11 protein-coding genes are annotated in these 14,688 nt (G+C 69.3%); all 11 read left to right on the top strand.

The window, feature by feature from the left end:
- Positions 1 to 149: 149 nt before the first annotated feature.
- The 11 genes from eccCa to CEP50_RS11810 all read left to right on the top strand — a co-directional run bounded on the left by eccCa (position 150) and on the right by CEP50_RS11810 (position 14,663).
- Positions 150 to 4,187 (top strand): type VII secretion protein EccCa, encoded by a 4,038-nt coding sequence (eccCa, locus tag CEP50_RS11855; protein ID WP_106114047.1) that lies wholly within the window; start codon positions 150 to 152, stop codon positions 4,185 to 4,187.
- A gap of 191 nt (positions 4,188 to 4,378) precedes the next feature.
- On the top strand, positions 4,379 to 6,265 hold the full coding sequence (locus CEP50_RS11850) for a type VII secretion-associated protein (RefSeq protein ID WP_106114020.1): 1,887 nt from the start codon (positions 4,379 to 4,381) through the stop codon (positions 6,263 to 6,265).
- Between the two features lie 183 nt (positions 6,266 to 6,448).
- On the top strand, positions 6,449 to 6,763 hold the full coding sequence (locus CEP50_RS11845; RefSeq protein WP_106114019.1) for a WXG100 family type VII secretion target: 315 nt from the start codon (positions 6,449 to 6,451) through the stop codon (positions 6,761 to 6,763).
- A gap of 78 nt (positions 6,764 to 6,841) precedes the next feature.
- Positions 6,842 to 7,135 (top strand): WXG100 family type VII secretion target, encoded by a 294-nt coding sequence (locus CEP50_RS11840; RefSeq protein WP_106114018.1) that lies wholly within the window; start codon positions 6,842 to 6,844, stop codon positions 7,133 to 7,135.
- A 406-nt stretch (positions 7,136 to 7,541) separates the two neighbouring features.
- Entirely contained in the window at positions 7,542 to 7,988 is a 447-nt protein-coding gene (rplM, locus tag CEP50_RS11835) for a 50S ribosomal protein L13 (protein WP_019852856.1), read from the top strand.
- The gene (gene rpsI / locus CEP50_RS11830; RefSeq protein ID WP_106114017.1) at positions 7,985 to 8,512 is read left to right on the top strand and encodes a 30S ribosomal protein S9; all 528 of its coding nucleotides are present in this window, start codon (positions 7,985 to 7,987) and stop codon (positions 8,510 to 8,512) included. The genes rplM and rpsI overlap by 4 nt, the downstream gene beginning before the upstream one ends.
- Before the next feature lie 191 nt (positions 8,513 to 8,703).
- A complete protein-coding gene (gene glmM, locus CEP50_RS11825; protein WP_106114016.1) occupies positions 8,704 to 10,038 on the top strand; it encodes a phosphoglucosamine mutase in 1,335 nt (444 codons plus the stop codon).
- Positions 10,039 to 10,089: 51 nt separating this feature from the next.
- Complete coding sequence (locus tag CEP50_RS20135; RefSeq protein WP_181188348.1) at positions 10,090 to 10,257, top strand: hypothetical protein; 168 nt, start codon at positions 10,090 to 10,092, stop codon at positions 10,255 to 10,257.
- Between the two features lie 754 nt (positions 10,258 to 11,011).
- Positions 11,012 to 11,233: a hypothetical protein gene (locus tag CEP50_RS11820; protein WP_106114015.1), complete on the top strand. Its 222-nt coding sequence runs from the start codon at positions 11,012 to 11,014 to the stop codon at positions 11,231 to 11,233.
- A gap of 254 nt (positions 11,234 to 11,487) precedes the next feature.
- The gene (locus tag CEP50_RS11815; protein ID WP_106114046.1) at positions 11,488 to 14,202 is read left to right on the top strand and encodes a hypothetical protein; all 2,715 of its coding nucleotides are present in this window, start codon (positions 11,488 to 11,490) and stop codon (positions 14,200 to 14,202) included.
- The gene (locus CEP50_RS11810) at positions 14,199 to 14,663 is read left to right on the top strand and encodes a hypothetical protein (RefSeq protein ID WP_258175175.1); all 465 of its coding nucleotides are present in this window, start codon (positions 14,199 to 14,201) and stop codon (positions 14,661 to 14,663) included. The genes CEP50_RS11815 and CEP50_RS11810 overlap by 4 nt, the downstream gene beginning before the upstream one ends.
- The last annotated feature ends 25 nt before the right edge of the window (positions 14,664 to 14,688 follow it).

Raw genomic sequence — 14,688 nt, 5'->3', positions numbered from 1 at the left:
ACGGGTCTGTCCTGGGGCGAGTGGCCGATCGGGCCGCGGTCGGGCCCGCCTGTTCCCACCCCCGCCGGTTCGCAGAAACGGCCGGTTACAGAATGCTGCTTGCGCAGTTGACGTCAGATCGCCGACAACATGGAAGGGTGCTGCGTCCGGTGAGCACGCTGCAGTTCAAGCGACCGCCACGTATGGCCGCTCCCAAGCCGCCGGGCGGAGAGGTGCATCTCGAACAGCCACCGGAGATTCCGCGGACGGTGCCGGGCAACATCGTCCAGAAACTCCTTCCGGCCGTCATGATCGTGGCATCACTGGGAATGATGGTCTTCATGCTTCAGCGGGCCCGAAGCAATCCCATGATGATGATGATGCCGATGATGATGCTGGTGTCCACTGTGGGCATGATGGCCAGTGGGAACCAGGGCGGCGGCGGTCAGAGCAAGGCCGAGATGAACGAGGACCGCAAGGACTACCTGCGGTATCTCGGCCAGATGCGGGAGCGGGCCCGGCAGGCCGCCGACGAACAGCGGCTGGCGCGGACCTGGATTCACCCCGACCCCTCGACGCTGTGGTCCATCGCGGCCAGCCGTCGCATGTGGGAGCGCCGTGCCGGCGACAGCGACTTCGGCCAGATCCGCGTCGGTCTGGGGGCGCAGCGGCTGGAGACGCGGCTGGTTCCGCCACAGACGGGCCCGGTGGACGAGCTGGAACCGATCAGCACGCTGGCGCTGCGGCGTTTCGTGCGGGCGCACTCGTTGGTCTCCGACCTTCCGGTGGCCACCTCGCTGCGCGGGTTCGCCGCCATCGGCCTGCAGGGGGAGCGGGAACTGACCCGTTCCCTGGCGCGCGCGATGACCGCGCAGCTGGCCACCTTCCACACCCCGGACGACGTGATGATCGCGGTGGCCAGCGGGGGCCGTTCCCGGGTGGAGTGGGACTGGGTCAAGTGGCTGCCGCACGCCCAGCACCCCACGCTGACCGACGGCATCGGTCAGCAGCGCCTGATGGCGGGTTCACTGCGTGCGATCGAGGAGATGCTCGCCGACCAGCTCGAAGGTCGTCCGCGGTTCAACAGGAACAACACCCCTCCGGACGGTCCGCACATCGTGATCGTGCTCGACGACGCGGAGATCAGCCGCGAGGAGCAGATCATGCTGGAGGGCGGCCTGACCGGGGTGACCCTCGTCGATCTGTCCGACGTGCTCGGCGCGGTCACCACGAAGCGCGGGATGCGCATGGTCGTCGAGCAGGACCGGATCGGGGCCCGCAGCGGCAACAACGTCGAGTGGTTCGGCGCGCCGGACTCGCTGAGCAAGGAGGAGGCGACCGCGCTGGCGCGGCAGCTGGCCCCGTACCGGATGGCGGTGCGCACCCAGGCGGAGGCGGAGAGCGGCGGTCAGGAACCGCTGACCACTCCGCTGAACTACATCGAGCAGCTCGGGCTGAGCGGGGATCCGATCACCTTCGACCTCAACGAGGCGTGGCGGCCGCGCCCCATCCCGGAGCGCTACAGGGTGGCGATCGGTCCCGGTGAGGACGGCCAGATCGTCTCGCTGGACATCAAGGAGACGGCTTCGGGGGGCATGGGCCCGCACGGGCTGTGCATCGGCGCCACGGGCTCGGGAAAGTCCGAGTTCCTGCGCACGATCGTGCTCGGGCTGATGGCCACGCACTCCTCGACGGCGCTGAACTTCGTGCTGGTCGACTTCAAGGGTGGTGCCACCTTCAACGGGTTCGAGGCGGCGCCGCACGTGTCGGCGACGATCACCAACCTGGCCGACGACCTCACCCAGGTGGACCGGATGCAGGACGCCCTGGCCGGGGAGATGAACCGTCGCCAGGAGGAGCTGAACAAGGCCAAGGTCAAGAACGTCTGGGACTACGAGGAGGCGCGGCAGGCCGGCGCGGACCTCGCCCCGATGCCCGCCCTGTTCGTGGTGATCGACGAGTTCTCCGAGCTGCTGGCCACCAAGCCCGAGTTCTCCGAGCTGTTCAACATGATCGGAAGGCTCGGTCGTTCGTTGCAGGTGCACCTGCTGCTGGCCTCGCAGCGCCTGGAGGAGGGCAAGCTGCGCGGGCTGGAGTCGCACCTGTCCTACCGGATCGGGTTGAAGACCTTCAACGCCGCCGAGTCCCGGGCCGCGATCGGGGTGCCGGACGCGGCTGACCTGCCGGCCACGGGTGGACACGGTTATCTGAAGCACCCCGGTGGGATGGAGCGCTTCCGGGCCGCTTACGTGTCCGGCCACATGCACCAGGGCGGCGGACGGCGTCGCACGGTGACCGCCTCCCCGGTCACGGGGGAGAAGCGTCCGCGTTTCTTCGTGTCGGACTACGTCGAGCCCCCGGCCGAGCCGGAGCTGCCGGAGCCGGAACCGGAGCCGGAGGAGGCCGGGGTCGACAACGACGGGGACGGGATGGCCGACACCGACTTCCAGCTCGTGATCAACAAGATGCAGGGGCAGGGACCGCCCGCGCACCAGGTGTGGCTGCCCCCGCTGGACGCTCCGCCCACACTGGACAGCCTGTTGCCGCCGCTGTCGGTCACCGAGGACCGCGGTTACACCCCGGCGGGCAACGTGGGCAACGGCAGGTTGCAGGTGCCGGTCGGCATCATCGACATGCCCTACCAGCAGCGCCAGGACCACATGATCGTCGACCTGGGCGGCGCCAACGGGCACGGTGCCGTGGTCGGCGGCCCGCAGTCGGGCAAGTCCAACCTGATGCGGACGCTGATCACCTCGATGGCGCTGACGCACACCCCCCAGGAGGCCCAGTTCTACTGCGTCGACCTGGGCGGTGGTTCCATGGCCGCGCTGCGCGGACTGCCCCACGTGGGCGGGTTCGGTGGCCGTCGGGACCAGGACGTGGTGCGACGTACCGTCGCCGAGCTCAAGCAACTGGTCACCGAGCGCGAGGAGCGTTTCCAGCGGCTGGGCATCGACTCGATGGGTGACTTCCGCAACCGGAAACGGCGTGGGGAGATCACCGACGACGCCTACGGCGACGTCTTCCTGATGATCGACGGCTGGGGGGCGTTCCGCAACGACTTCGAGAACCTCGAACAGGACGTGCTGGACCTGGCTTCCCAGGGGCTGACCTTCGGGGTGCACGTCTTCGTCTCGGCCAACAGGTGGGCCGAGATCCGGCCCGCGCTCAAGGACCTGATCGGCACCCGTTTCGAGCTTCGGCTCGGTGACCCGAGCGAGTCCGAGGTGGACCGCAAGGTCGCGTTGAACGTGCCCTCGGGACGTCCCGGGCGCGGTCTGCACCCGAGCAAGCTGCACTTCCTCACGGCGATCCCACGGGTGGACAGCGAGAACCTCGGTGAGCGCGTCGGTTGGCAGGCCTACAACGAGGACCTGTCCGACGGGGTGACGGACCTGGTCACCAGGGTGCGCAACGCCTGGAAGGGCGAACCGGCCCCCAAGGTGCGGCTGCTGCCCGAGCTGCTGCCCTACGAGCAGCTGCCCGCCCCGGAACAGCAGCCCAGGAAGCGGCTGGTGCCGATCGGCATCAACGAGGACGGGCTGCACCCCGTCTACCTGGACTTCGACGCCGAGCCGCACTTCTACGCCTTCGCCGAGCGGGAGGCGGGCAAGACCTCGCTGCTGCGCACCATCGTGCGGGGGATCACGGCCCGCTACACGCCGAAGGAGGCGCTGATCCTGCTGGTGGACTACCGGCGCACCATGCTCGGTTTCCTGGACTCGGGGCACCTGCTGGAGTACGCGGTCTCGGCCGACCAGCTGCGCAGCAACGTCAACGACGTGTGCAACGCGCTGAAGAAGCGCCTGCCCGGCCCGGACGTCACCCAGGAGCAGCTCAAGAACCGCTCCTGGTGGTCCGGACCGGAACTGTTCGTGGTCGTCGACGACTACGAACTGGTGGCGCCGCAGGGCAACAACCCCCTGCAACCATTGGCCGACTTCGTCCCGCAGGCCAGTGACGTCGGCCTGCACATGGTCATCGCCCGCAACTCCGGCGGGGCGGGCCGGGCGCTGTTCGAACCGGTGATCGGCAAGATGCGGGAGTCCTCCGCTCCCGGGCTGGCGATGAGCGCGAACAAGGACGACGGCCAGCTGGTGGGCAACATCAAGTCCCGCCAGCTGCCCCCGGGTAGGGGGACGCTGGTCAGCCGCAGCCTCAAGGACGGGCCGCAGCTCATCCAAACCGCCTACATCGAACCGGAGTAGGCGGACGACCGGGCTCCCGCCGCTCGGGTCCGTCGACGGAACGAGCCCGAGCGGCGGGATGCCCGTCCCCGCTCCGTCGCCACGGGCCCCGAGCTCCGACGGAGACTCCGGACGTGACCAGGCCCTACTAGTGTGCGGGAGAGCTCGCCAGCGCGCCCCGGCAACCCCGGGCGAGGCCGAAGGAGTTGTGTGTGAGCCTGCACGTCGCCGTGGACTTCGGAACGTCCAGCACCTGCACCGTGGCGGCTTTCGGGGACGCTCCACCGCGCGTGGTGGCCGTGGACGGCCTGCCGTGGGTCTCCTCCGCGGTGTTCGCGGCCACCGACGGCACGCTCTTCGTCGGTCAGGAGGCGGAGCGTCAGGCCGCCGTGGATCCGGCTCGTTTCGAACCGCACCCGAAACGTCGGATCGACGAGGGCGAGTTGCTGCTCGGGCAGCGGGTCTTCGACGTGGAGGACGTGGTCCGGGCCGTGCTGGGACGTGCCGTGGCCGAGGCGCGCGAGCAGGCCGGGGGCGCCGGGGTGGACCTGCTGGTACTCACCCATCCGGCCGACTGGGGGTCGGTGCGCACGGGGCGGCTGCATCGGGCCGCCGACGGCCTGGCCTCCGAGGTGGTGCTGCTGCCCGAACCGGTGGGGGCGGCGGTGTTCCACTCCGCCGGTGACCCGGTCGAGGGGGCGGCACTGGCCGTGCTCGACCTGGGAGGGGGAACCGTGGACGCCAGTCTGGTGCGGGGTTCCGGCCACACGTTCCGGGTGCTGGCCACACGTGGGGAACCCGATTTCGGGGGTGCCGACATCGACCAGGCTCTGCTGGAACACATCGGGAGCCTGGTCGAACGGTCCGACCCGGACTCCTGGCGTCAGCTCGTCGAGGGCCGGGAGCTGGCCGACCGGCGCCGTCGCAGAGTGCTGCGGCAGGACGTCCGGGGGGCCAAGGAGACCCTCTCCCGGCACAGTTACACCGACGTGCCGCTGCCCGCTCCGTTCTCCGATGTGCACGTCACCCGCTCCGACCTGGAGTCGCTGGTCGGGCAGCGGCTGGGGCGAGCGACCGATCTGGTCGGTGAGGTGCTGCGGGACGGGGGTGTCTCCCCCGAGGAGGTGTCCGGGATCTTCCTGGTCGGCGGATCTAGCAGGGTCCCCCTGGTGGCGCGCTTGGTGCACGAGCGCACCGGGGTCGTGCCCGCCACACTGGACCAGCCGGAGACGGTGGTGGCTCGCGGCGCGCTGCACGCGGTGCGCTCCGGTCCGAACCGGGGGGCGAGGCGCACGGTGCGGATCCCTTCCCCCGCGCCCGGCCCCGTTCCCGACCGGCGGGTGGGCTCACCGAAGCCGATCGGGTCGGCCGCCCCGGTTCCGTCCGCGCCGAGCGGACCACCGGCCTCCGGTGGCCCGTCGCCGCGGGGATCGGCCACGGCGTGGCCCTCCGGGCAGGACACGCTCGGAAGGGCCCGAACCGTGGTCATCGGGGGGAGTGATCCCACCAGACACGTCCCCGTCTCCTCCGGGCGTGGTGGGCGACGGGCGCTCGGGTGGATCGGCGGGACGGCCGCGCTGCTGCTGGGAGCGGCGGCGGTGCTGGTCGGAGTGCCGTTGTTCCGGGACGGGGCGGACTCCGCGCGGGGAGACGGGCGGCAGGCTCCCGAGGTGGGGGAGGTGACCCGTTACGGGTACCGGTTCGAGTACCCCGTCCGCTGGCGGCAGGGTGGGGGAGACCCCGAGGAGTGGGAGACGCGGCTCCATCCCCCGGACGGCGGTGGGCTGATCTCGGTCCGGGCGGGCAAACCCGGATACGACGTGGCCGAGCAGCGGGAGCGTTCGGTGCGGGAACTGCGAAGGATGTTCCGGGACCGCGTCGCCTCCGGGGACGAGCTGTCCGGGTTCGAGGCCGACGGGGAGTTCGCGGGCAGGCGGGTGGTGCACTACGTGGAACACGTCAACGGCTCGACCGTGGACTGGTACCTGCTGCACCACGGCGAGTTCCGGATCAGCGTCGGTTGCCGGTATCCGTCCGAGGGGGACGGTCGGGTGCGAAAGGCCTGTTCCCGGGTCGTGCGCACCGTGACGGTTCGGTGAGATCCCGCTCACCGTACGGGAGGACACTGTGGACGGATGTGGGTTTTCCGTTTCCCCGTGTGCTCGGGTGTTTACAAGCGCAACGTGATTCGCGGAAACCGGGACACGGTGGAACCGTTTCTGGCAGTGTTTGCGTCGTAGGGTCGAGATGCCGTCGAGCACGAACCGAAGGGGGTTATCCACATGGGCGGTGGATTCAGTACCGATGCGGAGTTGATGCAGCGTTCGGCCGCGCAGGTCGAGGAGGTCCGCAACAACGTGGACCAGGCCGTCGGCAGGCTGCAGAGCGAGATCGAGCCGGTCCTCGCCTCCTGGCACGGTAACGCCAGCCGGACGTTCCGCAAGCTCATGGACCAGTTCCAGGAGAACGCGAACGTCATCACCACCCAGTTGCAGGAGATCAGCGACAACATCAAGACCTCCGGTCAGGACTACGCCCGGCGCGACGAGGAGCAGGCCGCCGAGGTCTCCAAGATCGAGGGCATGCTCAACGGCTGAGGTCGCTGACCTGTTCCTCTTTTCCGCAGTGGTGTTTCTTTCGACCGTCGGGTAGTCGCACAGAGGGGAAACGTACTCATGTCCGAGACGATCAAGGTTGACTTCGGGCAGCTCAGCGCCGGAGCCGAGAGCCTGAACCAGGCCGCCACCAAGATCCAGGCTGAGCTGGACGAGCTGGAGCAGCTGCTCAAGCCGCTGGTCGAGACCTGGGACGGTGAGGCCAAGGAGCAGTACTTCGAGGCCCAGCGCCGCTGGAACGAGTCCGCGCAGAACATGCGTGAGATCGCGGCCAAGATGGGGATGGCCGTCAACGCGGCGAACGAGTCCTACCAGGCCGGGGAGCGGGCCAACGCCGCCAAGTTCGGCGGCTGATCCCCCCGGCGGCCTGCGCGCCCCCTGGACCGGCAACGGGGTCCAGGGGGCGTTTCGCCGTCCGGACGCTCCGTCCGTTACCATGAGGCCGGTACTGCGGGTGGACCGACACGCCCACACTCCGCTGCGCACGTCCTTCGGGCGCCGGAGGGACCCCGTTTCGATCCGCCTGTCAGCTACCGAGTACTCTCATCCGTTGTTGTGCGGTGGGTGTGCACGACCGCGAGATGATTCGTGACCGGCCGACGCGCCGCCCGACGGGGAGTCCCGTCGGAGGTCTCGGTCACTCGTGGGACGTGCCGGTTCCCACGGGGTGAATCGGATCGCGATCCGCCCCGGCGTTAGTGGGCGACGGGACACGACTGCCGCACCGAGATTCCAACGCGAACGACGACGAGGTAGACCCGTGCGCACGTACAGCCCGAAGGCCGGCGAGGTGACCCACGCCTGGCATGTGATCGACGCCGAGAACGTGGTGCTCGGCCGGCTGGCCACCCAGGTTGCCACGCTGCTGCGTGGCAAGCACAAGCCGACCTACACCCCGCACATGGACACCGGCGACTTCGTCGTCATCGTCAACGCCGACAAGGTCGTCCTCACGGGCAAGAAGCGTGAGCAGGCCTTCGTCTATCGGCACAGTGGTTACCCCGGCGGCCTGAAGAAGCACTCCTTCGGCGAGATGCTCGACACCAAGCCCGAGCGCCTCGTGGAGAGGACGATCAAGGGCATGCTGCCCAAGGGCAGGCTCGGCCGCGCGATGGGCAAGAAGCTCAGGGTGTACGCCGGGCCGGACCACCCGCACCACTCGCAGCAGCCGCAGCCCTTCACGATCGAAACGAGGGCCAAGAAGTGACCGAGGGATACGAGGAAGAGCACGTGAGCACTCCAGAGACCGACGAAGCCCCGGCTCCCGAGGTCCTCGACGCCGAGGTCCCGGTGGAGGAGCAGGCCCCGGAGGCTTTCGCCGAGGACATCGCTCCGATTCCGTCCAACAGGCCGATCCAGACCGTGGGGCGTCGGAAGAAGGCCGTGGTGCGGGTTCGGCTGGTTCCCGGCAGCGGGAAGTTCGTCCTCAACGGCAAGCCGATGGACGAGTACATGCCCAACCGCGTGCACCAGAACATCGCCCGCGAGCCGCTGGAACTGGTTGAGCGCACCGAGGACTTCGACGTGTACGCCAACCTGCGCGGCGGCGGCCCCTCCGGGCAGGCTGGTGCGCTGCGGATGGCTCTCGCCCGTGCTCTCGTGGCCTACCAGCCGGAGGACCGGCCCACGCTGAAGAAGGCCGGCATGCTCACGCGTGATCCCCGGGCCAAGGAACGCAAGAAGTACAGCCTCAAGAAGGCGCGCAAGTCCCCGCAGTACAGCAAGCGGTGACCCCTCCGGGGTCTCCCCACGGGGGAGGCCCCGGCCCGCCGGTGGTCGGCGTGTCGTTGTTGCGGCCACCGGGCGCGGGGAAGAACATCTGTGGGAGCAGTTCCCACCCGTGGGGTGTGGAGCTGCTCCCGTAGTGTTTGGTCCGGCCTGTCGGCCGTGTGAACGTGCCACCAGCGTCAGGAGGAACTCGGTTGTCCCGTCTGTTCGGCACCGACGGGGTGCGTGGTCTCGCCAACGCGGACCTCGGCCCGGAGTTGGCCATGTCCCTGGCGGCCACCGCCGCGCGGGTGCTGTACGAGCGGGACGACTCCCGTCGGCGGGTGGCCCTGGTGGGACGTGATCCCCGGGTGAGCGGGGAGATGCTGGACGCGGCGGTGACCGCGGGGCTGACCTCCGCCGGTGCCGACGTGGTGCGGGTCGGGGTGATGCCGACCCCGGCCGTGGCCCAGCTCGTGGCCGACACCGGTGCCGACCTGGGCGTGATGATCTCGGCCTCGCACAATCCGATGCCGGACAACGGGATCAAGCTCTTCGCCGCCGGGGGGCACAAGCTCGCCGACGCGATCGAGGACGAGATCGCCGCCCGGCTGGACGAGAACCCGGAACGCCCCACGGGCGAGCACGTGGGACGGGTGCGGGAGATGCCCGAGGCGCTGGACCGCTACGTCACGCATCTGCTCGGGGCGGTGCGCACCTCGTTGGACGGGCTGCGTGTGGTGGTGGACTGCGCGCACGGTGCCGCCGCCGGGGTCGCCCCGGAGGCGTACCGCCGCGCCGGTGCCGAGGTGATTCCCCTGCACGCCGAACCGGACGGGGTGAACATCAACGACGGCGTGGGCTCCACCCGTCCCGAGCTGTTGCAGCGGGCCGTGGTCGAGCACGCGGCCGATCTGGGGGTCGCCCACGACGGGGACGCCGACCGCTGCATGGCCGTGGACGCCACGGGGGAGCTGGTCGACGGGGACAGGATCCTGGCCGTGCTGGCCCTGGCCATGCGCGACTCCGGGGAGCTGACCGAGGACACCGTGGTGGCCACGGTCATGAGCAATCTCGGTCTGCACCTGGCGATGCGCGAGCACGGGTTGAAGCTGCGCACCACGGCGGTCGGCGACCGGTACGTGCTGGAGGAGCTGCGTTCCGGGGGTTTCGCGCTCGGTGGGGAGCAGTCCGGTCACATCGTGTTCCCGGAGTACGCGACCACGGGAGACGGGCTGCTCACGGCGTTGCGGCTGATGGACCGCATGGTGCGGACGGGCTCTTCCCTGGCGGAGTTGGCCTCGGTGATGACGCGGATGCCGCAGAGCCTGGTCAACGTGTCCGTGGCGGACAAGACGGCCGCGGTCAACGCGCCCGCCGTGGCCGAGGCGGTGGCCAACGCCGAGGCCGAGCTGGGTGAGCAGGGCAGGGTGCTGTTGCGTCCCTCGGGCACGGAGCAGCTCGTCAGGGTGATGGTGGAGGCGCCCACCGCTGATCGTGCCCGGATCACGGCCGAGCAGCTGGCCGAGATCGTTGGCTCGATCAGATGAAAATGTGATCAAAGTCTCGCGTTGCCGCCCGGTGTGTGAGAGCATTCACACATGGGTGCCATCGCTGTTACCGCTCTGATCGCTTTGTTCGCCGTTGGCCTGGTCCTCGGGCTGGTCGTGCTGGCCACGTTCGCCGTCGTGGGAGCCAAGGCGGCCACGTTGGCCCAGGACGGCGGGACCTGGGTGCTTGAACACTGGCCGCGCCGTGCGAAACACTGAGCTCGTGTCGTGTCCGACGTCGGTTGTCGCACGAGCGGAGGTGATCGAGCATCGTGCGTTACTTCCTCGGTGACCTGATCTACGTACTCTTTCTTCCGCTCGCGGTCATGGCGCTCGGTGCGCTCGCCGTGGTCGCGCTCGTCTGATCACCAACAACTCCGCCTTCGAGAGGATGCCGCGTGCTGCGCGAGGCCCTCGGAGGGGAGTGTGAGGGTGCTCGGGCACTGCTACTGAGGCTGCCGGTGATCCCGGCAACGGTGATCGCGCTCCAGGTCCGTATCGAGCGACGGGGCAGGCCGTTGAGCACCGCCCCCCGGTCGTCCGCTCACTCCAAACGCGCCGGGGTACTACCCATCCCGGTGACCACCCCGGCCGCCGCGTCGGCGGCCCTCCCCACAGCTGCGGCGGCCCTGCCGGCGGACGAACCGCCGGCACGGGCAGTGCCCCTCTCACACTCCTGTCGGCTCGGGGACCCGTTTCGAAGGCTTCGCGTGTGCGGCGGCATGACGTGCGGGTTCTGTCCGCCACGAGGCGCGTTTGCTTGTGCAACGGTCTGGTCCGACCACGCACGCCGCCTGTTCCCCGCCTGCGATCATCGCATTGACACGAAGCCGATTCACCGTGGTTCGAGCGGCTCGGACGGGAGCAGGTTTCTTTCGAGAGGGATGGGAAAATGGGATTCACCACGTCGGGGAGTGATCTGCCTCGGGTCGCCACATCATTCTCGGACAGTGCGGAGAAAATACGTTCCCAGGTGAACGAAGTCGCGGCCAGCAACGTGACCCCCGACAAAGCAGGCAGGAAATTCCAGGAGCAGGGGAAGGCGTACAGGCAAGCACTCGACAGGATCGAGTCGAACGTCAAGGCATTCGCCGAGCACGGCGACCGGCTGGCGCAGAAGTTCGACGAGTCCGGTAAGCAGTACCAGGACAGTGATCGGTCCGGTGCCAACACCATCGAGCGGGTTCGGAGCTGATAATGGCTTTTTCGCGGAGGCGCGGCAGCAGCTCGGACGAGAACTCGACGGATTCCTCCGGTGGGTACGGAACCGAGAGCTCGTCGGGCAGCACGTCGAGTGTCGCAACGGGAACCGAGCGGCACCATGACCAGAGTGGGGCAAGCCACCAGGACAGTGGAAGCCACCACAGCGGAGGGAACTACCAGGACCGAGGGAGTTACCAGAGCGGAGGAGGGAACCAGGGGGGTTCGGGCGGTTACTCCGGTGAGACTGTGAGCTCTTCTTCCGGCGGGACCACCGGCTCCTCGACGAACGCGGACTCCGGTGCCACGGGGTCCGGTTCCGCTGATCCCGGTTCCACGGGGACCGGTGCCACGGACCGCGCGAGTTCCCTCGGTGACGCGGTCTCCTCGGCCAACGAGGTGGCCGCCGACGTTCTCACACCGGTCGGTAGTGCGCTGTCCTCCGTGGGGGACGCGCTCTCCGGTGCTGCCTCGGAGGTGGGGGGCTTCCTCCAGGACAACGCCGGGCACATCGCCGACGGCGCCTTATCCGCCTTCGTCCCGGGTTACGCGGTGTTCGACGTCGCCACCGGAGGGCTGTCCGGTGTCCAGGAGAGAGCCGAACAGCGGGCCGAGCGTGCCGACAGGTTCGACAGGGCGAGGAAGAGCCTGGACAGTGGATCGCAGGTCCCGAACTCGGATCAGCTGCTCGATGACGGAAAGCTCGGTCTGGAGTACTACGCCGAGTTCCTGCCGCACTTCAGGGACTGGACGGGAAACGGTCCGGATTTCGAGGGCGAGATCAGGAGCCGGTACGACGAGCTGCGCGGCGTGGATTTCGCCGCTTTTCGCGAGGACGCCGAACGGCTGGAGAAGGTGCACTCGGCGCTGCTGGACCAGGGCAGCAGCATGAAGAACGAGTTCAGCAGCCTCCGGCAGACCTGGAAGGGTGAGGCCGCGGAAGCGGCTGCCGGGCAGGTGAACGCCTACACGAGCAGCGCGAGCGTGGTTGTCTCGGAGATCGAGAGCACCGCGGGTGCCATCACCCCCGTGATGGACGGTATTCAGAAGGCTGTTCGTGAGTACGCGAAGTTCGTGCTCGACGTGGGCGAGGATCTCACGTGCGCCGGGAAGTCCCCGGCGGAAACGGCTGACGAGATTCGCAAGGCCCGCGGCGATCTCAGAATGGAGGATCTGGCCGACGTCGGTGTCGACGATGTTTTCTCCGGGGGCTGGGAGTACCTGAAACACGCCGCCGTCGGCGCGATCCTCGGAGGTCCCTTCGGCATCATCGGTTCCGTGGCGGGTGCGAAAGAGGCGGTGGAGAGCATTCGTCAGGGCATCGTGGACGATGCCAGGAAATGGTTGGACTCCTCTTTCGTCCCGGAGTTTCGGAGCAAACTGACCCAGTTCGACCAGCAGACCTCGAACACGGTCAGCGCCGTTGAGCAGTGCTACCAGCGACTGCTGGAGGCCGCGAAGGTCAGTGAGGATCCCTTCCGGGGAGTGCTGGAGGGAAGCGACGGGTCCTCCGGCGCGCGAGGTGGTTCCGGAGGAGCGGCCGGCGGTGGCGGCGCCGGTGCTGCCGGTGGCGGTGGTGGCGCCGGCACGGGAGCCGCAAGCGCGCCAGCGGCCGGCGCGGGCGGAGGACCTTCCGGACCGGCGGGACCCGAGCAGCAGCCCCCCGGTGTGCCCGACGGCGGACCGAAGGAGGAGGACCTGCCGGCCCCGGGGGACGGTGAGTCCTCCGAGCGGAAGCCGGACGAGGTCACCCTGGGCGAGGGTGAGGAGAGGATCACCGTCCGTGAAGCGGACGAGCACGGAAACCCCCGGGTCACGCTGATCGGTGCGGACGGCCGGCCGCACACCTACGAGATCGCCTTCGGCGGTTCCGGAGATGATCAGGACGGGACCAGTCCCCAGGAAGAGGAGTCGGAGCGGTTCTCGTCCGCCGGAGGGTTCTCGGCGGGAGAACGACTCACGCCCGGCGCTTCGGCACCCGGGGAGTCCGCCACCGGTGCGGGGGCCGAGGGTGCTCGCCCGGTGACGACGGTTCGTCCCGACGAGGACGGGATCGCCGTCATCGAGCAGGGCGACCGGACCGTCGAGGTGGAGCGGACACCGGACGGTCAACTACGGCTCTCCGTGGACGAGGGGGACGATCGACCCCCCGAGGTCAGGACCGTGGACTTCGGGCAGGACCCCCGAGAGTCCGCCGGTTCCGACACCGCACGGGTGTTCTCCGGCGGTGGACAGGGGCAGCCCGGCCCGACACCTCCGGACGCCCCGGACGGCCCTCCGCGGTCACCCGCCGGGGAGGAGACCCGGGCCGCGACGGCCGCCACCCCGCCGGCAGGGGGTGGGGGCGACACCGGTGTGCCCGGTCGGGATCCGTCTCCCGGCGGGTACCCGAGCGCCGGACAGGTGAGCACCTCCGCTCCCGTCGGCTCCGACGGACCCGGTGGGGCGGGAACCGGGGAGACGACGAGTGGGGCACGGGGCACCGACCCGGACGAGGCCCCGGCGCAGACCACCTCCCAGTGGGCGGGTTCCGCCATGTTCGACGAACCCTCCTCGCCGGGGGGACGTTCGACCTTCACCGCCTTCTCCGGGGACCTGTTCCGTTCCGTCGACAACGAGGGCGGCGACGTCTGGGGCGAACGGTCCGGCAACGCGGCCGGGGACGCACGGGGTTCCGTGGGACTTCCCGGTATCGGGGACCGTTCGGATCCCGTCGACTCGCAGGGCCTTACCGGCCTGGCCTCGATGAGTGAGTCCGGAGCGGGTCAGCAGGACCAGTCGGGTGCGCGTGGCGGCATGATGCCCATGGGCGGCATGGCCGGAGCCGGCCAGCAGGGCGGCGGGGACGAGGAACGCAGCAACGACAGCCCGTGGCGCACCGAGGGGAACCTGTTCGACGACGGCACCGACCCCTTGGCCAGTTGGAAGTACAGTGCGGTGCTGGGTGATCCCGAGGAGAGGTGAGTTCTGGGATGGTGCTCGTCAACGAACGGGTGGCCGAGGGAGTCGAAACGGTGGTCACCCGCCAGGGTTACAGCCTCGCGGACGGCAGGGACGAGATCAGCGCCGCCGAGGCCGAGTCCGAGCGCTCCCGCAACGAGATAGAGCGTGAGGCGGCCGAGCGGAAGCAGCGGGTGCTGGAGCAGAGCAGGCAGGCGGCAGCCGAGGCGGAGCGGGACACGGGAGCGGGAGCCTGGGGACCGCCTTCCCGGACGGACGACAACGAGCTGCGGATCGGTGTGGGTGAGGACGACGAGGAGTACCTCGCGGATCAGCGAGGCGGCGGGAACGAACGGACGTCGGCACCCGCTCCGGTCTCCGCCACCCCGCCTCCCGCGAACTCGGCGCCCGGACGTCGGCGCCGTTCCGTCGAGGACGACTGGGACGACGAGGAGGACTTCTCCCAGCGCAGCTGGCTTCAGTGAGGACGGTGCCGTGTCGGTGCCCGAC

Source organism: Actinopolyspora mortivallis, from assembly GCF_003001495.1.
GTDB classification, from domain to species: Bacteria; Actinomycetota; Actinomycetes; order Mycobacteriales; family Pseudonocardiaceae; genus Actinopolyspora; species Actinopolyspora mortivallis_A.
Note: the sequence above shows the minus strand (reverse complement) of the source record. Positions and strands in the feature narration are given on the sequence as shown.